This is a genomic window from Inquilinus sp. Marseille-Q2685 (assembly GCF_916619195.1).
In the GTDB taxonomy this organism is placed as follows: Bacteria; Pseudomonadota; Alphaproteobacteria; order DSM-16000; family Inquilinaceae; genus Inquilinus.
This window is the reverse complement of record NZ_CAKAKL010000010.1, coordinates 63098-85697: the sequence shown is the minus strand read 5'-3', so window position 1 is coordinate 85697 and position 22600 is coordinate 63098. Positions and strand designations below refer to the sequence as shown.

At 70.0% G+C, this 22600-nt stretch carries 7 protein-coding genes; all 7 read right to left on the bottom strand.

Translation table 11 applies throughout. The annotated features are described in order from the left end of the window. Positions 1-37 precede the first annotated feature (37 nt). The 7 genes from LG391_RS30445 to LG391_RS30415 all read right to left on the bottom strand — a co-directional run bounded on the left by LG391_RS30445 (position 38) and on the right by LG391_RS30415 (position 22584). Positions 38-676 (bottom strand): hypothetical protein, encoded by a 639-nt coding sequence (locus LG391_RS30445; RefSeq protein ID WP_225772173.1) that lies wholly within the window; start codon positions 674-676, stop codon positions 38-40. Positions 677-719: 43 nt separating this feature from the next. After that, complete coding sequence (locus LG391_RS30440; RefSeq protein WP_225772172.1) at positions 720-1286, bottom strand: invasion associated locus B family protein; 567 nt, start codon at positions 1284-1286, stop codon at positions 720-722. Positions 1287-1300: 14 nt separating this feature from the next. After that, on the bottom strand, positions 1301-15562 hold the full coding sequence (locus tag LG391_RS30435; RefSeq protein WP_225772170.1) for a hypothetical protein: 14262 nt from the start codon (positions 15560-15562) through the stop codon (positions 1301-1303). 835 nt (positions 15563-16397) lie between these two features. Then, a complete protein-coding gene (locus LG391_RS30430) occupies positions 16398-17408 on the bottom strand; it encodes an ABC transporter permease subunit (protein ID WP_225772168.1) in 1011 nt (336 codons plus the stop codon). A gap of 90 nt (positions 17409-17498) precedes the next feature. Then, positions 17499-19097 carry an ABC transporter substrate-binding protein gene (locus tag LG391_RS30425; RefSeq protein ID WP_225772166.1) on the bottom strand — a complete coding sequence of 533 codons (1599 nt, stop codon included), beginning with the start codon at positions 19095-19097 and terminating at the stop codon, positions 17499-17501. Positions 19098-19354: 257 nt separating this feature from the next. Further along, positions 19355-20953 (bottom strand): ABC transporter substrate-binding protein, encoded by a 1599-nt coding sequence (locus tag LG391_RS30420; protein ID WP_225772164.1) that lies wholly within the window; start codon positions 20951-20953, stop codon positions 19355-19357. A 35-nt stretch (positions 20954-20988) separates the two neighbouring features. Beyond that, positions 20989-22584 (bottom strand): ABC transporter substrate-binding protein, encoded by a 1596-nt coding sequence (locus LG391_RS30415; RefSeq protein ID WP_225772162.1) that lies wholly within the window; start codon positions 22582-22584, stop codon positions 20989-20991. Between the last annotated feature and the right edge of the window lie 16 nt (positions 22585-22600).

Sequence of the window (22600 nt, the reverse complement as noted above, 5' to 3'; positions counted from 1 at the left end):
CGCAATCCCGGCCGCCGCTGCCGCAGGCGGCGTTCCATCAGCCGGCGGCGCGCAGGCTCGTCATCGCCACGCAGTTGTTGTCGAGCGGCACCAGCACGACCCGCGCCCCGTTGGGCAGGGACACCAACGGCAGGTCGCCGAGCGCGCCGGCCTGGCCCTTTTGCTGGTTGACCAGCTGGGTCGCGACCGCCTGGCAGGTGGCCTTGACCGGCGTCACCCGCACCAGGGCGCCCTCGCAGGAACGCCCGACCGGCGCGGTGAACACCACGCCCGCCGCAGGCTGCCCTTCGGTCGACGGGTCGCCGGCCAGCGCGACGATCGACTCGACCGTGTGCGCGTCGGCCGCCTTGCTGTTCCACTGGGTCTGCACGGTGTAGGGCGCGTCGGCCGCGACGCCGCGGCCCAGGACGTTGAGGACGTTGGCGCAGGCGCCGAGCTTGGCCTGCTTCGCATGGTCCTCGAAGACGGAGGTCTGCGCCGCCGGGGCGGCGGCGGCCTGCTGCTGGGTCTGGGCCGCCTGCTCATTGGCCTTCGGCGCCTCGGCCGCCGCCGGCTTCTTCGAATCCGCCGCCTGGGCCGGCAGCTGGGCGAAGCCGATCAGGTCGAACGCGATGACCGCGCCGGCAATGATCGCGACCGAGACGGTCCCCAGAAGTAGAGTCTTGGCCACTCGCATGAATCTCATCCTTCTCTGAAGGGCACCCCATCGGGAGCCCGGGTCATTTCATCGCCGACAGCGCGGCGAACAGCCCGTCGAGGGGGGCCTGGAACGAGACGTCGCCGCGGTCCGGCACCGCGTAGGTCACGGTGCAATCGGTGCCGGCCTGGATATGCCGCCGCAGCATCCGGCCGATCGCGATCGTGGCGGTGCAGAACGCCCCGTCGCAGCGGTCGGTCTGGGCGACGATCCGGTCCGGCTTGTCGCCCAGCGAGAGGCCGATCGGCTGCCCGACGCCCACGGCCCCCGGCACCCGCATCACCACCAGGGGTTCGCCATCCTCGGTGGCCACGAAGGACCAGTTGAAGACGGCCGCCCCGCGCTGGTCGACGATCGACTGGGTCAGGTTGCACACGCGGCGCTTCGACTTCAGGCTCTCGTCGCAGATCAGCGTCCAGTTACGGAACGGCTGGACCACCCGCCGGTACTGGCCGAGTTCCTCGCCGTCGGGGACGGCGACCTCCGAGGGCTTCACGGTGTAGGTGGAGGGCAGCTGCACCCACCCCACCGCGAAGGCGTTCCCGGAGATCGCCATCAGGCCCGCCACGATGCATCCCGCCAGCCGCATCGGCCCTTCCGTCCTCAGTTGAGGGTGAAGGAGACGCCGATGCCGGCGCCCCAGTCCCCGCCGCTGGTGACGGCCCGGGCGTTGACCCGCACCCAGCCGGTCTCGGCGGTGTAGCCGAGGCCGAGGGCCAGGGCCCCCTGCTCGTGCCACATGCCGCCGCCGATCGCGGCGCTGACCTTGCCGGGACGCGGGTCGAACTGCAGCGAGGATGCCGCGATGCCGATCGCCGCCCCCTGCCAGGCCTCCCGCCGCGCCGCCTTGATCTTGCCGTTGAGCGAGTCGAAGGCGCCGTTCAGCTGGTCGACATTGACCGCATCCGTGCCGTTCACGCCCGGCGCGACATTGCCGATCGTGACCGGAGCATTCGGGTTGCCGCCCTGCAGCGTGATCCGGTTGGTCAGGTTGCCGGAGCCGTCGGTGTCGTACTTCACCGAGACATTCGCCAGCGCCGTCAGCTGGCTGACATTCACCGCGTCGGTCGAGGCCGAGCCGGCGGCGACGTTGGTCAGGCGCCGCTCCGACCCCGACGACCCGAACGACACCTCGCCGGTGGCCACGCCCGCGGTCTTCATGCCCACCACCGGCGCGTAGGCCGCGTCGGAGAGGTTGGCCATGGTCGTGGAGCCCGCGCCCAGGGCCAGGGAGTTGGCCTTGGTCGCCTGCGCCCCGGCGCCGATCGCGATCGCGTTGTTGGCCGAGGCGCCCGCCCCGTTGCCCATCGAGATCGCGTTGCTGGCGCTGGCGGTCGAGGCCGGGCCGATGGCGGTGCTGTTGGTGCCGGAGGCGACGGAGTCCGCCAGGGTCGAATTGGCGTGGAAGTACTTGATGCCCCCGCCGCCGATGACCGCGTTGTCGACCACATTGGCCAGCGAATAGAGCTGCGACCCGTTGATCGCGTCGGTCGAGGTGGCGGAGATCCGCCCCGCCGCCACGTTGGTGATGGTGCGCTCGGCCCCGACGTCGCCGACGCTGACCGTGCTGGTCGGGTTGGTCCCGGCGAAGTTGTCGAGCGTGAAGTTGTTGAAGGACGCGCTCGAGGTGCCGACCGCGGCCGCGGTCTTCGAGCCCGCGCCCAGCGCCACGTCGTTGGCGTTGGTCGCGGTCGCCCCCTGGCCCAGCGCCGTGGCGCCCGAGGCACCGGCGGAGGAGGAGCTGCCCAGCGCGACGGCCCCCGTCGCCCCGGACGCCGTGGTCGCCCCGTTGCCCGCGGCGAAGCTGTCGTTGCCGCCCGCCGTGCTGGCCGGCCCGATCGCCACGGAGTTCGTGCCGACCGCCTTGCTGTCCGCCAGGGTCGAATTGGCGTGGAAGTACTTGATGCCGCCGCCGTTGTTGATGTTGTCCAGTTGGTTGTTGATGTTCGTCAGGCTGCCGTCCACCGCCTCGAAGGCGTTGTAGATGGTGGTGTAGCCTTTGCCCTGGATGTTGAAGGTGGGGCCGGTGACGGTGCCGTCCGGGTTCACCTTGGAGTTGCCGCCGAGGATGTTGGTGACGCTCTGCGAGACGCCGTAGAGCTGGCTGCCGTTGATGGCGTCGGTCGAGGTCTTGGATACCAAGCCGACGTCGACATTGTGCAGCTTGACCGGGCCGGAGCCCTTGCCCACCAGGGTCAGATCGAAGGTCGGCACCCCGCCGTTCGGCGTCGTCGGCGTGCCGGGGTTGCTGTACTGGACCGGGCCGATGCCGCCGTTGTTGATCTGGGTGCCCAGCGTGTTCACCGCCAGGTTGGTGGCGAAGAGCTGGCTGCCGTTCACCGCGTCGGTCGAGGTGTCGGAGAGCCGCCCTGCCGCCACGTTGGTGATGGTGCGCTCGGCCCCGACATCGCCCACGCTGACCGTGCTCGTCGGGTTGGCCCCGGCGAAGGTGTAGGCCTTGCCGGCGATCGTCGTCCCCGACGTGCTGATCACCGCCGCGGTGACGCTGCCGGCACCGAGGGCGACGTCGCCGACATTGGCGCCTGCGCTCGCCCCGTGGCCGATGGCGAGGCCGTCCTGCACCAGCGCCACGGCCGTCGGCCCGACCGCCACGCTGTCCGTGCCGGTCGCCTGGCTGTCGGCCAGGGTCGAGTTGGCGTGGAAGTACTTGATCCCCGCGCCGTTGTTGATGTCGCCGATGATGTTGTTGATCGTGTCGATATCGGTGGTGTTGGCGGTGACCTGCTGGTTGGTGGCGTGGAGCTGCGACCCGTTCACCGCATCGGTCGAGGTGTCCGAGAGACGGCCGGCGGCGACGTTGGTGATGGTCCGCTCCGCCCCCGCAGACCCGACGCTGACCGTCGAGGTCGGGGTGGCGCCGGCGAAGGTGTAGGCCTTGCCGCCGATGGTCGCCCCGCCGGTGCCGACCGCCACGTCCGTGGTGGAGCCGGAGCCGAGGGCGATGTCGCCCTCGTTGTTGGCCACCGCGTTCGGGCCGATGGCGACGGAGTCCACACCCAGGGCCTGGGAGTCAGGCTCGGTCGAATTGGCGTGGAAGTACTTGATGCCGCCACCGTTGTTGATGTCGCCGATGATGTTGTTGATCGTGTCGATATCGGTGGTGTTGGCCGTCACCTGCTGGTTGGTGGCGTAGAGCTGCGAGCCGTTCACCGCATCGGTCGAGGTGTCGGAGAGACGCCCCGCCGCGACGTTGGTGATGGTCCGCTCCGCTCCCGCCGACCCGACGCTGAGCGTCGAGGTCGGGGTCGCGCCGGCGAAGGTGTAGGCCTTGCCGCCGATGGTCGCGCCGCCGGTGCCGACCGCCACGTCCGTGGTGGAGCCGGAGCCGAGGGCGATATCGCCCTCGTTGTTGGCCACCGCGTTCGGGCCGATGGCGACGGAGTCCGTCCCCAGCGCCTGCGAGTCCGGCTCGGTCGAGTTGGCGTGGAAGTACTTGATGCCGGCGCCGTTGTTGATGTTGGTCACCGTGGTCGTGACGCTGTCGACCGCCTGGTTGGTGGCGAAGAGCTGCGACCCGTTCACCGCATCGGTCGAGGTGTCGGAGAGACGCCCCGCCGCCACGTTGGTGATCGTCCGCTCGGCCCCCGCCGACCCGACGCTGACCGTCGAGGTCGGCGTCGCACCGGCGAAGGTATAAGCCTTGCCGCCGATCGTCGCGCCGCCCGTGCCGACCGCTGCCGCGGTCGTCGAGCCGGAGCCGAGGGCGATGTCGCCCTCGTTGTTGGCCACCGCGTTCGGACCGATGGCGACGGAGTCAATTCCCAGGGCTTGCGAGTCGGGCTCGGTCGAGTTGGCGTGGAAGTATTTGACCCCCGTGCCGTTGTTGATGTTCTCGACCTTGGTGTTCAGCGTGTCGACCGCCGTGTTGGTGGCGAAGAGCTGCGAGCCGTTCACCGCGTCGGTGGAGTCGAGCGCGATCCGCCCGGCGGCGACGTTGGTGATGGTCCGCTCGTTGCCGGCGCTGCCGACGCTGACCGTGCTGCTCGGCGTCGTCCCAGCGAAGGTGTAGGTGTTGCCGGCGATCTTCGTGCCGGCGGTGCCGACCGCCGCCGCCGTCGTGCTGCCCGAGCCGAGGGCCACCGCGCCGGCATCGCCGGCCGTGGCTCCGCTGCCCAGGGCCAGCGCATCCGCTGCCGTGGCGCTGGCGCCGACGCCGGCCGCCACCGAATTGGTGCCGGTGGCGCCGTCATTGTCGTAGTTCGCGCCCTTGGTGCCGCCGTCGTTGACGCTGTAGTAGTGCGTCAACTTGCCGGTGATGGTCGTGACCTCGTTGGCGACGCTGTCCACCGCCGTGTTGGTGGCGAACAGCTGCGAGCCGTTCACCGCGTCGGTCGAGGTGTCGGAGAGCCGCCCGGCCGCGACATTGGTGATGGTCCGCTCGGCCCCGGCCGAACCGACGCTGAGGGTCGAGGTCGGGTTCGCGCCGGCGAAGCTGTAGGCCTTGCCGCCGATCGTCGCGCCGCCCGTGCCGACCGCCACGTCCGTGGTGGAGCCGGAGCCGAGGGCGATATCGCCCTCGTTGTTGGCCACCGCGTTCGGGCCGATGGCGACGGAGTCCACACCCAGCGCCTGCGAGTCGGGCTCGGTCGAGTTGGCGTGGAAGTACTTGATCCCCGCGCCGTTGTTGATGTTGGTCACCGTGGTCGTGACACTGTCGACCGCCTGGTTGGTGGCGAAGAGCTGCGACCCGTTCACCGCATCGGTCGAGGTGTCGGAGAGACGCCCCGCCGCCACGTTGGTGATCGTCCGCTCGGCCCCCGCCGACCCGACGCTGACCGTCGAGGTCGGCGTGTCGCCGGCGAAGGTGTAGGCCTTGCCGCCGATCGTCGCGCCGCCCGTGCCGACCGCCGCCGCGGTCACCGAACCCGAGCCCAGCGCCACGTCACCGACATTGGCGCCCGCCGTGGCGCCGTGGCCGACCGCGACGCCGTCCTGCACCGAGGCCACCGCCTCGGGACCGGCCGCCGTGCTGTCGATCCCCGTCGCCTGGCTGTCGGCCAGGGTCGAGTTGGCGCGGAAGTATTTGATGCCCGCGCCGTTGTTGATGTTGTCGACCTTGGTGTTCAGCGTGTCGACCGAGGTGTTGGTGGCGAAGAGCTGACTGCCGTTGATCGCGTCGGTGGAGTCCAGCGCGACCCGGCCGGCCGCCACATTGGTGATGGTCCGCTCGTTCCCGGCGCTGCCGACGCTGACCGTGCTGGTCGGCGTCGCACCGGCGAAATTGTAGGTGGTGCCGGCGATCGTCGTGCTGGCCGTGCCGACCGCAGCCGCCGTCACCGAGCCCGAGCCCAGTGCCACGGCCCCGGCATTGCCGGCCGTCGCGCCGGAGCCGATCGCCGCTGCGTCGGCGGCCGTGGCCGACGCCCCGACGCCGGCCGCCATGGAGTTGAGGCCGGTGGCGCCGTCATTGTCGTAGTTGGCGCCCTTGGTGCCGCCATCGTTGACGCTGTAATAGTGCGTCGCCGTGCTGCTCACCAGGGTCTCGATCGCCTGGTTCGAGGCGAAGAGCTGGCTGCCGTTGATCGCATCGGTGGAGTCCAGCGCGATCCGGCCAGCCGCGACATTGGTGATCGTCCGCTCCGCCCCCGGCGCGCCCACGCTGACCGTCGAGGTCGGCGTGGTGCCGGCGAAGGTGTAGGTGGTGCCGCCGATCTTGGTGCTGGCCGTGCCGACTGCTGCCGCGGTCGTGGAGCCGGAGCCGAGCGCGATGTCGCCCTCGTTGTTGGCCACCGCGTTCGGGCCGATGGCGACGGAGTCCGTCCCCAGCGCCTGCGAGTCCGGCTCGGTCGAGTTGGCGTGGAAGTACTTGATGCCCGCGCCGTTGTTGATGTTGGTCACCGTCGTCGTGACGCTGTCCACCGCCTGGTTGGTGGCGAAGAGCTGCGAGCCGTTCACCGCGTCGGTCGAGGTGTCGGAAAGCCGCCCCGCCGCCACGTTGGTGATCGTCCGCTCCGCCCCCGCCGACCCGACGCTGAGCGTCGAGCTCGGGGTCGCGCCGGCGAAGGTGTAGGCCTTGCCGCCGATCGTCGCGCCGGCCGTGCCGACCGCCACGTCCGTGGTGGAGCCGGAGCCGAGGGCGATATCGCCTTCGTTGTTGGCGACCGCGTTCGGGCCGATGGCGACGGAGTCCGTCCCCAGCGCCTGCGAGTCCGGCTCGGTCGAGTTGGCGTGGAAGTACTTGATGCCCGCGCCGTTGTTGATGTTGGTCACCGTCGTCGTGACGCTGTCGACCGCCTGGTTGGTGGCGAAGAGCTGGCTGCCGTTCACCGCGTCGGTCGAGGTGTCGGACAGCCGCCCAGCCGCCACATTGGTGATGGTCCGCTCCGCCCCCGCCGAACCCACGCTGAGCGTCGAGGCCGGGGTCGCACCGGCGAAGGTGTAGGCCTTGCCGCCGATGGTCGCGCCGGCCGTGCCGACCGCCGCATCCGTCGTCGAGCCGGAGCCGAGCGCGATGTCGCCCTCGTTGTTGGCCACCGCGTTCGGGCCGATGGCGACGGAGTCCGTCCCCAGCGCCTGCGAGTCCGGCTCGGTCGAGTTGGCGTGGAAGTACTTGATGCCCGCGCCGTTGTTGATGTTGGTCACCGTCGTCGTGACGCTGTCCACCGCCTGGTTGGTGGCGAAGAGCTGGCTGCCGTTCACCGCGTCGGTCGAGGTGTCCGAAAGCCGCCCCGCCGCGACGTTGGTGATGGTCCGCTCGGCCCCCGCGGCGCCGACGCTGACCGTGCTGTCCGGCATGGCGCCGGCGAAGGTGTAGGCCTTGCCGCCGATCGTCGCGCCGGCGGTGCCGACCGCGGCCGCCGTCGTCGAGCCGGAGCCCAGCGCCACGGCGCCGGCATTGCCGGCGGTTGCCCCGGCGCCCAAGGCGAGCGCGTCCTCGGCAGTTGCCGTCGCCGTATCGCCCAGGGCCACGGCGGACGGCGCGTTGGTGACCTTCGCCGCCCAGCCGATGGCGACGCCGTTGGTCGACGCTGCGTCCACCGCGATCCCGGTGTTCGCACCGATCGCGATGCTGCCGTCCGCGTCCGCCTGGATCTGGTTGCCGAGCGCGGTCGCATTCACGCCGGTCGCAATGCTCCGGTAGCCCAGGGCCGTGCTTTCCAGACCGCTCGCATTGGACTGGTACCCGATGGCGACCGCCTGCCCTCCGCCGGCCACGGCATCGATACCCGCTGCCATGGCATTGAGGCCGGTCGCCCCGTCGTTGATGTAGTTCCCGCGGGGCGTGCCGCCGTCGTTGACGCTGTAGTAGTGCAGCGGGGTGCTGGCGGCGATGGCCTCGATCGCCTGGTTGGGGGCGAAGAGCGGGCTGCCTTTGACCGCGTCGGTCGAGCCCGGCGCGACCCGCCCCGCCGCTACATTGGTGATGGTCCGCTCGGCGCCGGCGCTGCCGACGCTGACCGTGCTGGTCGGCGTCGTGCCGGCGAAATTGTAGGTCGTGCCGCCGATCTTGGTGCTGGCCGTGCCCACCGCCGCCGCGGTCACCGAACCCGAGCCCAGCGCCACGTCGCCGGCATTCCCGGCCGAAGCCGCGTCGCCGAAGGCGAGCGAGCCGGCGCCCGTGGCCTTGCTGGCGTTGCCGAGCGCGACCGAGCCCTGGCCCGTCGCGGTGTTGGTGTTACCCAGCGCCACCGCGCCGGTGCCGTTGACGGTGTTGTTGGCGCCCATGCCGACCGCGCCGGTGCCGGTCACGGTGTTCGGGTCGCCGATCGCCACGGCGCCGTCGCCGGTGGCGACATTGCCCGTGCCGATCGAGACCGCCTTGCCGCCCGTGGCCTTGGCGCCGGTGCCGATGGCGACCGCATCGGCGGCGTCGGCGACGGCCTGCGTGCCCACCGCGATCGCGTTGTCGGCGGACGCATTCGCGTTGTAGCCGATCGAGGTCGTCTTGTCGGCCGCGACCCCGATGCCGGCATTGGTGCCGATCGCGACGTTGTCGTCGCCGGTGACCAGGTTGCCCGCGGAGGCCTTCGACGTGGCGTCATAGTCGACGGTGCCGTCGCCGGAGCCCATCGCGACGTTCCGCGTTCCGGTCACGCCCGTGCCGGCACCCCGCATGGTGCCGTTGATGCCGGCGCCGAGGCCGACATTCTGGGCGCCGCTGACGAACTGGCCGGCGCCGAGGCCCATGGCGATGGAGTTGGTGCTGCCGGTCGTCGAGCCGATGCCGGCGCCGCGCCCGATCGCGACCGCCCCGTCGCCGGCGGCGATCGCCGCCGGGCCGAGCGCCATCGCATAAGCGCCCGTCGCGCCGTCATTGTTGTAGTTCGGCGAATTCTTGCCGGTGTCGTTCACGCTGTAGTAGTGGACGGCCCCGCTCGCGATGCTGGACTCCAGCGCCTTGTTGGTGGCGTAGAGCTGGCTGCCGTTGATCGCGTCGGTCGAGTCCAGCGCGATGCGGCCCGCCGCGACGTTGGTGATCGTCCGCTCCGCCCCCGGCGCGCCGACGCTGACCGTACTGGTCGCCGCGGTGCCGGCGAAGGTGTAGCTCTTGCCACCGATCACGGTGCTGGGCGTGTTGACCACCGCCGCGGTCACCGAGCCCGAGCCCAGCGCCACGTCGCCCGCATTGGTGCCAGCCGTGGCGCCGTTGCCGAGGGCGAGCGCATCCGCGGTCGACGCCTTGGCGTTGATGCCGACCGCCGTGGCGTTGGCGGCCGACGCCGCGGCGAACCCGCCGAGGGCGGTGGTGTTCACCCCCGTCGCGTTGGCGGCGACGCCCAGCGACGTGCCGTTCTGGCCGTTGACCACGGTCCCGGCGCCGATGGCCGTGGAGTACAGCCCGGCGGCCGTGGTGTCCCTGCCGATGGCGATGTCGTTGGTGTCGGTGGCCTTCGCGTTCGAGCCGACCGCCAGCGACTGCAGCCCGCTGGCCACGGTGCTGTCGCCGATGGCCGTCGCGCTCTGGGCGCTGGCCACGGCCCCGACGCCGGCCGCCACGGAGTTGAGGCCGGTGGCGCCGTCATTGTCGTAGTTCCCGCCCTTGGTGCCGCCGTCGTTGACGCTGTAGTAGTGCGTCGCCGTGCTGCTCACCAGATTCTCGATCGCCTGGTTGGAGGCGAAGAGCTGGCTGCCATTGATGGCATCGGTCGAGTCCAGCCCGATGCGGCCGGCGGCCACATTGGTGATCGTCCGCTCCGCCCCCGGCGCGCCGACGCTGACCGTCGAGGTCGGGGTCGCCCCGGCGAAGGTGTAGTTCGTTCCGCGGATCGTGGTGCCGCCGGTGCCGACCGCCGCGGCGGTCACCGAACCCGAGCCCAGCGCCACGGCGCCGGCCTGGCCGGCGGTGGCGTTGTGGCCGAGGGCCAGGGCATCCGCCGCATTGGCGGCCGCCGTGTCGCCCAGGGCCACCGAGGACGGGGCATTGGCGACCTTCGCCCCCCAGCCGATGGCGACGCTGTTGGTTGAGGCCGCGTCGGTGGCCAGGCCGGTGTTGGCGCCGATCGCGACGCTGCCCTCGCCTCCCGCGATGATCTGGTTACCCAGGGCGGTGGCGTTGGTCGCGGTGGCCTCGGTCAGGTTGCCGATCGCGACGCCCTCCAGACCGCTCGCCTTGGTCTGGTAGCCGAGCGCGACGCCGCGGTTGCCGGCGGCGCTGGCCTTGGCGCCCAGGGCGATCCCGCCCTGCCCGGCGGCCGAGGACTCGCTGCCGACGGCGAGGGCTTCGGCCCCCGCCGCATTGGCCAGGTCGCCGACCGCCGTCGTGCGATCACCGGACGCCGTGCTGGAGACGCCGAGGGCGGTGGACCAGGTGCCCGCCGCATTGGCCGAGGTCCCGTAGGCCGCGCCGCCCTGCCCCGTGGCGGCCGCGCCATTGCCGATCGCGACCGCTTCGAAGGACGCAAAGCCGCCGGGCAGCGCCGTGCCGGCCGCCCCGCTCGCATTGGCATTGATGCCGATAGCGATCGGCGAGCCGTCGCCGCTCGACACGGTGGCCTTGGCGGAGCGCCCCAGGGCTATGGCTCCGCCGGTGCCGCCGCTGGTGGCTGTTGCGTTGGGGCCGACGGCGATCGTGGTCCCGCCGGACGCGGCGGCGTTATAGCCGACCGCCACCGACTGTCCGCCCGAGGCCGTGGCGCCGACACCGGCCGCCATGGCGTTGAGGCCGGTGGCGCCGTCGTTGATGTAGTTGGCGCCCTTCGTGCCGCCGTCGTTCACGCTGTAGTAGTGGACGGGGTTGCTGGCGGCGAGCGCCTCGACCGCCTTGTTGGTGGCGAAGAGCTGGCTGCCGTTGATCGCGTCGGTGGAGTCCAGCGCGATGCGGCCCGCCGCCACGTTGGTGATGGTGCGCTCGGCACCCACCGCGCCGACGCTGACGGTCGAGGTCGGGCTGGTGCCGGCGAAATTGTAGGTGCTGCCCGCGATCGTGGTGCTGGCGGTGCCGACCGCCGCCGCGGTCACCGAGCCCGAGCCCAGCGCCACGTCGCCGGCATTGGTGGCCTTGGCCGCGTCGCCGAAAGCGAGCGAGCCGGCACCCGTGGCCTTGCTGGCATTGCCGAGCGCGACCGAGCCTTGGCCGGTCGCCGTGTTGCCGCTGCCGAGCCCGACCGCGCCGGTGCCGTTGACCGTGTTGTTTGCGCCCATGCCGACGGCGCCGGTGCCGGTGACCGTGTTCGGGTCGCCGATCGCGACCGCGCCGTTGCCGTTGACGACCTGGCCTTCGCCGATCGCCCCCGCCCCGGTGCCGCCGTTCCCCTTCGAGTTGTGGCCCATGGCCCCCGAGCCGGTGCCGGCCGTGGCCACCACTGTATTGGTGTCGCCGATCGCCACGGTCGAAGCCGCCAGCGCCTGCGAGGCGTTGCCCACCGCCGTCGCGTTCGCAGCCCCCGCATTGGCGTTGGCGCCGATTGCGGTGGCCTTCGCGGCCGTCGTGGTCGCGAGGAAGCCGACCGACGTCGTGTAGTCGGCGAAGGCGTGCGCGGCGTTGCCGACGGCGGTGGAGGACAGGCCGGTCGCGTTCGCCGAATTGCCCGCGGCCAGGGCGGCGACACCCGACGCCTGGGTGTTGTTGCCGACCGCGGTGGCCACGTTGGCGGTCGCGTTCGACCAGTGCCCGAGCGCTGTCGCGCTCTCCGCGGTGGCGTTGGCGAGGGCACCCAGCGCGGTGGCGTTCGCCTGCGGTGCCAAGGCGGTGAAGCCGAGCGCCACCGAGAAGTCGCCGCCGGCATTCGCATTCCGGCCGAGCGCGGCGGACTGCGAGCCGGAGGACGATGCGAGGAGGCCGATCGCGGTGGAGCCGAGGCCCGAGGACGACGCCCCGACGCCCGCCGCGATGGAGTTGCCTCCGGTGGCGCCGTCGTTGTTGTAGTTCCCCTGCTGCGTGCCGCCGTCGTTCACGCTGTAGTAGTGGACGGCCGCGCCCGCGATGGTCGCCTCCAGGGCCTTGTTGGTGGCGAAGAGCTGGCTGCCGTTGATCGCGTCGGTCGAGTCGATCGCGATCCGGCCGGCCGCGACATTGGTGATGGTGCGCTCGGCGCCCGCCGCGCCGACGCTGACCGTGCTGGCCGGCGTCGTGCCGGCGAAGTTGTAGGTGGTGCCGCCGATCTTGGTGCTGGCGGTGCCGACCGCCGCCGCCGTCACCGAGCCCGAGCCCAGCGCCACCGCGCCGGCATTGCCAGCCGTGGCGCCATCTCCGAGTGCCACGGCCTGCGTGGCGCTGGTGCGCGCGGCATTGCCCACCGCGGTGGCGTTGACGCCGGTCGCGTTGGTCTGATTCCCCAGGGCCGTGGCACCGTCGGACGCTGCGACGGACGCATTCCCGAGTGCAGTCGAAAACAGCCCTGCGGCATTGGCCTTCTGGCCACCCGCGAATGAACCTTCGCCGCTGGCAGTGGCAAGAAGGCCAACGGCGGTGGCGTTCGCCGCTGTCGCCTGGGCGGCGCGGCCGACGGCCATCGAGAAATCCGATGAGGCGATGGCGCCGCCGCCCATGGCCAGAGAGCTATTGCCGCTGGCCTTGGCGCTGACCCCGAAAGCGCCCGCCGCCGCGCCGGACGCAACCGACCCGGCGCCGATTGCCGTAGAATTGAGGCCTGTTGCATTGGCCTGGAAGCCCAGTGCCGAGGCCGCCTCGTTGCTGGCACGTGCGTTCGGTCCGATCGCCGCGGCGCGTACCGCCGTGGCGCCCGCGCCGGGGCCGACAGCCGTGGCACCTTCGGCCGCTGCATTGGAGAAGACGCCGACCGCCAAGCTGTTGGTGGCGCCGGCAATGGAACCGGCGCCGACCGCGGTCGAGCCGCTCGCTCCCGCCGCTGCGGCTGTCGTGCCGATCGCGACCGACTGGCTGGCCGTTGCGTTCGCCGAGTCGCCGGCCGCGAAGGACTGATTCCCGCTGGCCTTGGTCTGGAAGCCGACCGCCGTCGCGTTCGTGCCCGACGCGGCGGCGGCCACGCCGGCCGCCATCGCATTGGCGGCGGTCGCGCCGTTGTTGGTGTAGTTCGCCTGCTGGGTGGCGCTGTTCACGCTGTAGTAATGCGGCGAGTTGCCGGCAGCGATGGCCTCGATCGCCTTGTTGGTGGCGAAGAGCTGGCTGCCGTTGATCGCGTCGGTCGAGTCGGGCGCGACCCGCCCCGCCGCGACATTGGTGATGGTGCGCTCCGCCCCCGCGGCGCCGACGCTGACCGTGCTGGCCGGCGTCGTGCCCGCGAAGTTGTAGGTGGTGCCGCCGATCTTGGTGCTGGCGGTGCCAACCGCCGCCGCCGTCACAGAGCCCGAGCCCAGCGCCACATCGCCGGCATTGGTGGCCTTGGCCGCGTCGCCGAAGGCGAGCGAGCCGGCGCCCGCGGCGCTGCTGGCATTGCCGAGCGCGACCGAGCCCTGGCCCGTCGCGGTGTTGCCGTTGCCGAGCCCGACCGCGCCGGTGCCGTTGACGGTGTTGTTGGCGCCCATGCCGACCGCGCCGGTGCCGGTCACCGTGTTCGGGTCGCCGATCGCCACCGCGCCGTTGCCGTTGACGACCTGGCCCTCGCCGATCGCCACCGCGCCCGTGCCGCCGTTCACCGTCGAATTGTGGCCGATCGCGACCGAGCCGGGGCCGGCCGCCGCCGCCACCGTGTTGGTGTCGCCCAGCGCCACCGTCGAGTCGGCGAGGGCCTTGGAGGACGCGCCGAGCGCCGTCGAGCGCGCGCCCGATGCCGTCGCGACGTCGCCGACAGCCAGCGAGCCGATGCCGGAGGCCGCGGACAGCGCACCGATCGCGGTGGCCGCGCCTGCCGAGGCATTGGCCTCGGTGCCGATGGCGATGCCGTTGAGGCCGCTGGCAGTGCCGCTGGTGCCCACCACGACGGAATTGACAGCCGAAGCGGTGGAGTTGTTGCCGAGCACCATCGCGCCATCGGCCGACGCCGTGGAGCTGACGCCGACGGCGGCCGAGTTGTTGCCCGACGCCTGGGTCGTGTAGCCGGCCGCCAGGGCATTGGTGCCGCTGGCATTGGCCTGGTTGCCAAAGGCCGACGCGTTCGCCCCGGTGGCATTGGCGAAAGCGCCCACGGCCGCGGAGTTCAGACCGCCCGCCACGGCGCCCGCCCCCGACGCGGTCGCGTTGTCGGCGAGCGCAGCGGCGTTGTTGCCGACCGCCGAGGCGGAAACACCCGTGGCCTGAGCCCCCGACCCCGACGCCACCGAGCCGACCCCGCTCGACACGGCCCCGTTGCCCGTGGCCAGCGAGAAGTTGCCGGCCGCGCTGGCGGTGGGGCCGACCGCGACGGCGCTCTCACCCGCGGCGTTGGCGACCGTCCCGATCGCGACGGCACGAACACCCGTCGCCTTCGAGACGCGGCCCATGGCGAGCGCGTCCACTGCAGAGGCCGTCACATCGGTGCCGATGCCGATGGCGCTCTCCGCGGTGGCGCCCGTTCCCGCGACGGTGCGCGCGCCGAGATAGACCGAGTTCACGGCCGAAGAGATCGACTGCCAGCCGATCGCGATCGAGCTGTTGTTGCTCGAATTGGCCGACAGACCCATGGCCACCGAGCCGAGGCCGCTGGCGATGGAGGAGGACCCGACCGCGACGGAGTTCTCGGCGGTCGATTGTGCCGAAAAGCCCAGCGCTGTCGACTGGATGGCGCTGGCGAGCGCGCCGGGGCCGAAGGCCGCCGAGCTGGCGCCGCTCGCCGTGGCGCTGGTGCCCGCGGCGATCGAATTGCCGCCGCTGGCCTTCGAGCTGATGCCCAGCGCCGTCGCATTTCCCGCAAGGGCGGAGGAGGTGGCGCCGAGGGCGAGCGAACCGACGGCGCTGGCCGTGGAGTTGACGCCGAAGGCCGATGCCCCGTCCACCAGGGCCCGGGCGTTTCCGCCGACGGCCAGGGCATTGACGCCGGTCGCGTTCGAGAAGACGCCGATGGCGATCGCGTTCAGGCCGTTGGACCCATTTTGATAGCCGATCGAGATCGAACCGTCGCCGGTTGCGCTGGTGGCGGTGCCCAGCGCCGTGGAGTTGTTGCCGGTCGCCGTGGCGCCGTTGCCGATGGCGGTCGGGTTGCCGCCGGTGCCGCTGCTGCCGGGACCGAAGATGGCCTGCGCGAAGGCCTGCGTCGGAAGCTGCGCCACGAGCGTCGCCAGCGAGATGGCGGCGTAGAGCCCCCTGGCCCGGCGCAGCACCCCGAACAGGGTGGCCGGTTCGGCACCGCCGGCGGCGAGGGTGGCGCCGCCGACCGTGCCGCCGGTGCCGAGGGCCCCCAGCCCGAGCCGGTCCCGCTTCATGCCGAGCGCGCGATGCGCCCGGCGCAGCGCCGCCATCAGGCGTCGCCGCAGGGACTTGCTGGGCTGGTCGGCACCGGCGACCCAGTTGTTCGCGAAATGGGAATGACGCCGGACGCTCTGCCGGGACTCGATCTGCCTGCCGCTCATGATGTCACTCCCTCGCGAAATGCCTGTCTGAAACGCGTGCGCCGCCGGTGCGTCCGGCGGTTGCTGGATGAAGGACTCGGATGTGGGCCCGTGCCGCGGATCCGGCGGCCGGCCGCCCGGCCCGCCCGCAAATACGCCGTCGGCGGATGCGCCTGGCCCCGCCGCCCCGACATCCGGGGACCGATCATCCGATCGAGTCATCCACCCCTCCCCCGCATGGCCGGCCGATACCTGCCGAGCCCGCCGGATCACGGCGGTCGCGCAGGATTGGCCAGGACCATCGTCCTTCCGCATCGCCGGGCCGAAGAAGATCGAAGTAAAGGCCGTTCCCATCTTCACCCAACGGCGTCCCTCGGGAGGGCCTTGTTTCTCAAATCTTTTCCAGAAACCGGACGATGCAAGAATTCCTTATGAGTCGGATGCCGTCACTCCGCTGGGCGTCCCAATAATTGTCACGGCGTCCCATTCGTGGCGCCGACGCCGCCCCTGTGGCGCCACGGCAACAAGCCGTTGCAATTTGAGGAAAATCCCCGGCGGCGGGTCGTGGAGACAGGACCTTGCCTCCCCCGAAGCCGCCATCCCCACGCAAGCGGCAGGCGGGGATCTCTCAATTCTGCCCGGATGGAGATGCCCGCTTTCGCGACAGGGTATCTGCAGATCCTTGCGGCGTAGTTTCCTTTGCCTCTCCCGCAAGCGGGGCCTTTTCAGAATGTCTTCGCCCTTCCGGTATAGACATTTTATCCTCCCCCTCCCGCGAGGGGAGGGGGAGGATAGAAGGCGAGGGCGGAGCCGGGGCGATCCATCGGCGGCGGAGTGGAGAAGGGTGCTCATCGGCTTACTTCACGTGCCGGATGCGGGGATCGAGCAGGCCGTAGGCCAGGTCGACCAGGAGGTTGACGCCGATCACCAGCGTGGCGACCAGCAGCACGCCGCCCTGCAGCGTCGGGTAGTCGCGGCGGTTGATCGCCTCGATCAGCCATTTGCCGACGCCGGGCCAGGCGAAGACGGTCTCGGTCAGGATCGCGCCGCCCAAGAGGGTGCCGACCTGCAGGCCGATCACGGTGACGACCGGGATCAGGGCGTTGCGCAGGGCGTGCAGCCCGATCACCCGCTTGACGCCCAGGCCCTTGGCCCGGGCGGTGCGGATATAGTCCTCGCCCAGCACCTCGAGCATGGCCGACCGGGTCATGCGCGCGATCACCGCCAGGGGGATGGTGCCCAGCACGATGGTCGGCAGGATCAGGGCGCGCAGGGCGGAGACGAAGGCGCCCTTCTCGTCCGACAGCAGGCTGTCGATCAGCATGAAGCCGGTCTGCGGCTCGACATAGTACATCGCCGAGATCCGGCCCGAGACCGGGGTCCAGCCGAGGCCGACCGAGAAGATCAGGATCAGCAGCAGGCCCCACCAGAAGATCGGCATCGAATAGCCGACCAGGCTGGCGCCCATGATGCCGTGGTCGATCGGGGACGACCGGTTGGTGGCGGCGATGATGCCGGCGGGCAGGCCGACGACGACGGCGAAGAGGATGGCGCAGAGGCCCAGCTCCAGCGTCGCCGGGAACAGCTTCAGGAACTCGCCCAGCACCGGCCGGCGCGTGGTGGTCGAGGCGCCGAGGTCGCCCTGCAGCACCTCGCCGATATAGGACACGAACTGCACCGCGACCGGCCGGTCCAGGCCCATCTCGTGCATCAGCTCGGCATGGCGCTCGGGCGAGATGCCGCGCTCGCCCGCCCGCACCTGGATCGGGTCGCCGGGCACGGCCCGGATCAGGAAGAAGCTGAGCGCGGTGATCCCCAGGAAGGTGATCGCCGCCATGGCGAAGCGGGTCAGGATGAAGCGCAGCATGATGCCATCGGGTCACGGGTGCCGGGCCGGAAAAGACGCGGGCGGAGGAGCATCCCCCTGCTCCCCCGCCCGGCTCCCCCTTACTCCGATTTATTCGGTGATGTCGACGTCGCTGAAGTCGTGGCGGCCGAACGGGCTGACCTTGTAGCCCGAGACCTCCTTGCGGGTCGGCTCGTAGACCACCGAATGCGCGATCGGCAGCCACGGGGCCTGCTCGTGGAAGATCACCTGGGCCTGCTCGTACAGCTTGGTGCGCTCGGCCTGGTCGGAGATCGTCTTGGCCTTCTTCACGATCTCGTCATAGGGCTTGTGGCACCACTTCGCGATGTTCGACCCGCCCGGCCGCGCCCCGTCGCAGCCCAGCAGGTTGTACAGGAAGTTGTCGGGGTCGCCGTTGTCGCCGGTCCAGCCCAGCTGGCCCATCTGGTGGTCGCCCTCCTGCAGGCGCTTCCGATACTCGCCCCACTCGTACGAAACGATCTTCGCCTTGATGCCGACCTTCTCCAGGTCCGCCTGCATCATCTCCGCGATGCGCTGGGCGTTCGGGTTGTACGGGCGCTGCACCGGCATCGCCCACAGGTCGCTCTCGAAGCCGTTCGGATAACCGGCCTCGGCCAGCAGCTTCTTCGCCGCCTCCGGGTCGTACTTGTAGTCCTGGACGGCGTCGTTGTAGGACCAGATGGTCGGCGGGATCGGGTTCTTCGCCGCCTCGCCCGCGCCTTGGTACACGGCGTCCAGGATCGCCTGCTTGTTCACCGCCATGTTGACGGCCTGGCGCACGCGCACGTCGTCGAACGGCTTCTTGGTGGTGTTGAAGGCCAGGTAGCCGGTGTTCAGGCCGGGCTGGCTCAGCACGTTCAGCGCCGGGTCCTTCAGCATCGCCGGGACGTCGGCCGGGTTCGGATACGGCATCACGTGGCACTCGCCGGCCTTCAGTTTGGCGGCGCGCACCGCGGCGTCCGGGGTGATGGCGAAGACCAGGTTGTCGATCTTCTCCTTGCCGCTCCAGGCCTGGTCGAAGGCCTTGTAGCGGATCAGCGCGTCCGGCTGGTACTGCACGAACTGGAAGGATCCGGTGCCGATCGGCACCTGGTCGACCTGCTCCGGCGTGCCCGCCTTCATCATCGCATCGGCATACTCGGCCGACAGGATCGATGCGAACTCCATCGCCAGGTTGGCGATGAACGGCGCCTCGGGCTGGTTCAGGGTGAACTTGACGGTGTGGTCGTCGACCTTGTCGATCGCCTTCAGCAGGGTGCCCATCCCCATGTCGCCGAAGTAGTCGTACTGGCCGCCGGAGATCTTGTGGTAGGGGTGGTCGTCCTTCCACATCCGGTTGAAGGTGAACAGCACGTCGTCGGCGTTGAAGTCGCGGGTCGGCGTGAACTTGTCGTTGGAATGCCACTTCACCCCCTTGCGGAGGTGGAAGGTGTAGACCGTGCCGTCGTCCGAGATGTCCCAGGACTCCGCCAGGCCGGGCTCGGTCTTGGTCGTGCCCTTGGTGAACTCGACCAGGTGGTCGTAGATCGGGCCGGACGCGTCGAAGCTGGTGCCGGTGGTGTTAATCTGCGGATTGAAATTCTCCGGGCTGCCCTCGGAGCAGTAGACCAATGTCTTGGCTTCGGCGGACACCGCCGCCCCCGCGACGAGGACGAGCGCCATCGCCGTGGCGGACAGGAAGCGGGACATGAAACTCTCCCCTATGGTGGTCCTTCGGCCCGGGCTTGCCGCATAGCTGTATTGCCCAAACCGTGGGTTGCAGGGGATTACCGCAGGGGGCGGGGGTGATGTCAACTGGCCGGTTTTGTCGGGCAAATTGAATCCGTTCCCAATATAGGCGCGCCCCGAACCGCCCTCCGGCGGATCGAAACCTGGGCGGGCCGAAAAGAAACGGACGGGAAAGCGGATCGCTGCTTTCCCGCCCGTTTGTTGCTCGGCGCCGCCGCTTATTCCGCGATGTCGACGCCGCGGAAGTCGTGCAGCCCGACCGGGATGATCTTGTAGCCCGAGACCTCCTTGCGGATCGGCTCATAGACCACCGAATGGGCGATCGGCAGCCAGGGGGCCTGGTCGTGGAAGATCACCTGCGCCTGTTCGTACAGCTTGGCGCGCTCGGCCTGGTCGGCCGTAGCCTTGGCCTTCTGGATGAGCTTCTCGAAATCCTGGTTGCACCATTTCGCGATGTTGCTGCCGCCTTCGCGCGCGGCATCGCAGCCCAGCAGGTTGTTGAAGAAGTTGTCCGGGTCGCCGTTGTCGCCCGACCAGCCCATCTGCGCCATCTGGTGCTCGCCGGCCTGGGTGCGCTTCCGATACTCGCCCCACTCGTACGAAACGATCTTGGTCTTGATGCCGATCTTGGCCAGGTCGGCCTGGATCAGCTCGGCGATGCGCTGGGCGTTCGGGTTGTAGGGGCGCTGCACCGGCATGGCCCACAGGTCGCTCTCGAAGCCGTCGGCATAGCCGGCCTCGGCCAGCAGCTTCTTCGCCGCCTCGGGGTCGTACTGATAGTCCTGTATGCCGTCGTTGTAGGACCAGATGGTCGGCGGGATCGGGTTCTTCGCCGCCTGGCCGGTGCCCTGGTACACCGCCTCCAGGATCGCCTGCTTGTTCACCGCCATGTCGACGGCCTGGCGCACGCGCACGTCGTCGAACGGCTTCTTGGTGACGTTGAAGGCCAGGTAGCCGGTGTTCAGCCCGGGCTGGCTCAGCACGTTGAGGTTCGGGTCCTTCTGCATCGCCGGCAGGTCGGCCGGGTTCGGGTACGGCATGACGTGGCATTCGCCGGCCTGCAGCTTGGCGTAGCGCACCGCCGCGTCCGGGGTGATGGCGAAGACCAGGTTGTCGATCTTCTCGCGGCCGCTCCAGGCCTCGTCGAAGGCCTTGTAGCGGATCAGCGCGTCCGGCTGGTACTGCACGAAGCGGAAGGGCCCGGTGCCGATCGGCACCTGGTCGACCTGCTCCGGCGTCCCCGCCTTCATCATCGCGTCGGCGTATTCGGCCGACAGGATCTCGGCGAAGTTCATCGCCATGTTGGCGATGAAGGGCGCCTCCGGCCGGGTCAGGGTGAATTTCACCGTGTAATCGTCGACCTTGTCGATCGCCTTCAGCAGCGTCGGCATGCCCATGTCGCCGAAATAGTCGTACGACCCGCCGGACACCTTGTGGTACGGGCTGTCCTCCTTCCACATCCGGTTGAACGAGAACAGCACGTCGTCGGCGTTGAAGTCGCGCGTCGGGGTGAAATTCTCGTTCGAGTGGAACTTGACGCCCTTGCGCAGGTGGAAGGTGTAGACGGTGCCGTCGTCCGACACGTCCCAGGACTCGGCCAGCGCGGGGACCACCTTGGTGGTGCCCTTCTCGAAGGCCACCAGCCCGTCATAGACCGGCAGCGCGGCGTCGAAGCTGGTGCCGGTGGTGTTGATCTGCGGGTTGAAGTTCTCCGGGCTGCCTTCGGAGCAGTAGACCAGCGTCTTGGCCTCGGCCGACGCGGCCATCCCCGCGGCGAGGGCCAGCGCCATCGCCGTGGCGGACAGGAAGCGGGACATGGGGTTGTCTCCCTACGAATCGAGATGTCGCCACGCTACTCCCGGATGTCCACGCCGCGGAAGTCGTGGATGCGCACGGGGGTGATGACGTAGTTCAGCACCTCCTTGCGGATCGCCTGGTACTCGACCGAATGGGCGATCGGCAGCCACGGCGCCTGGTCGTGGAAGACCACCTGCGCCTGCTCGTACAGCTTCGTGCGCTCCGCCTGATCCGAGGTGACCTTGGCCTTCTGGATCAGCGTCTCGAACTCCTGATCGCACCACTTCGCGATATTCCCGCCCCCCTCCCGCGCCGCATCGCAGCCCAGCAGGTTGTTGAAGAAATTGTCCGGGTCGCCATTGTCGCCGCCCCAGCCGAACTGCGCCATCTGGTGCTCGCCGGCCTGCGCCCGCTTCCGATACTCGCCCCACTCATACGACACGATCTTCGCCCGGATCCCGACCTTGGCCAGGTCGGCCTGGATCAGCTCGGCGATGCGCTGGGCGTTCGGGTTGTAGGGGCGCTGCACCGGCATGGCCCACAGATCGGTGTCGAAGCCGCCGGCCAGGCCGGCCTCGGCCAGTAGCGTCTTCGCCGCCTCCGGGTCGTACTTATAGTCCTGGACGCTGTCGTTGTAGGACCAGATGGTCGGCGGGATCGGGTTCTTCGCCGCCTGGCCCGCACCCAGATAGACGGCGTCGAGGATCGCCTGCTTGTTCACCGCCATGTTGATGGCGCGGCGCACGCGGACGTCGTCGAACGGCTTCTTGGTGACGTTGAAGGCCAGGTAGCCGGTGTTCAGCCCCGGCTGGCCGATCACCGTCACCGCCGGGTCCTTCTCCATCGCCGGCAGATCGGCCGGGTTCGGCGACGGGATCACCTGGCACTCGTTGGCTTTCAATTTAGCGTAGCGGACCGATGAGTCAGGCGTGATGGCGAAGACCAGCGTGTCGATCTTCTCTCGCCCGCTCCAGGCCTCGTCGAAGGCCTTGTAGCGGATGATCGCGTCCGGCAGGTACTGCACGAAGCGGAACGGGCCGGTGCCGATCGGGATCTGGTCGACATCCTCCGGCGTGCCGGCCTTCATCATCGCATCGGCATATTCCGCCGACAGGATCTGGGCGAAGTTCATCGCCATGTCGGCCAGGAACGGCGCCTCCGGCCGGGTCAGGGTGAAGCGGACGGTGTGGTCGTCGACCTTGTCGATCGCCTTCAGCAGCGTCGGCATGCCCATGTCGCCGAAGTAGTCGTACGATCCGCCGGAGATCTTGTGGTAGGGGCTGTCCTCCTTCCACATCCGGTTGAACGAGAACAGCACGTCGTCGGCGTTGAAGTCGCGCGTCGGGGTGAAGGCCTCGTTCGAATGCCACTTCACGCCCTTCCGCAGGTGGAAGGTGTAGACGGTGCCGTCGTCCGACACGTCCCAGGATTCGGCCAGGGCCGGCACCACCCTGGTGCCGCCGCGCTCGAACGCCACCAGCCCGTCATAGACCGGCACCGAGGCGTCCAGGCTGGTGCCGGTGGTGTTGATCTGGGGGTTGAAGTTCTCCGGACTGCCTTCGGAGCAGTAGACCAGCGTCTTGGCATCGGCCGAGGCCGCGCCGGCCGCCAGAACGAGCGCCAGCGCCGTGGCGCCGAGGAAACGGGACATGAAGCTCTCCCTGCAG

What these genes read in the sequence shown, in the direction of transcription:
- LG391_RS30445 (WP_225772173.1), bottom strand. Translation starts at nt 676, where the DNA reads ATGCGAGTGGCCAAGACTCTACTTCTGGGGACCGTCTCGGTCGCGATC.
- LG391_RS30440 (WP_225772172.1), bottom strand. Translation starts at nt 1,286, where the DNA reads ATGCGGCTGGCGGGATGCATCGTGGCGGGCCTGATGGCGATCTCCGGG.
- LG391_RS30435 (WP_225772170.1), bottom strand. Translation starts at nt 15,562, where the DNA reads ATGAGCGGCAGGCAGATCGAGTCCCGGCAGAGCGTCCGGCGTCATTCC.
- LG391_RS30430 (WP_225772168.1), bottom strand. Translation starts at nt 17,408, where the DNA reads ATGCTGCGCTTCATCCTGACCCGCTTCGCCATGGCGGCGATCACCTTC.
- LG391_RS30425 (WP_225772166.1), bottom strand. Translation starts at nt 19,097, where the DNA reads ATGTCCCGCTTCCTGTCCGCCACGGCGATGGCGCTCGTCCTCGTCGCG.
- LG391_RS30420 (WP_225772164.1), bottom strand. Translation starts at nt 20,953, where the DNA reads ATGTCCCGCTTCCTGTCCGCCACGGCGATGGCGCTGGCCCTCGCCGCG.
- LG391_RS30415 (WP_225772162.1), bottom strand. Translation starts at nt 22,584, where the DNA reads ATGTCCCGTTTCCTCGGCGCCACGGCGCTGGCGCTCGTTCTGGCGGCC.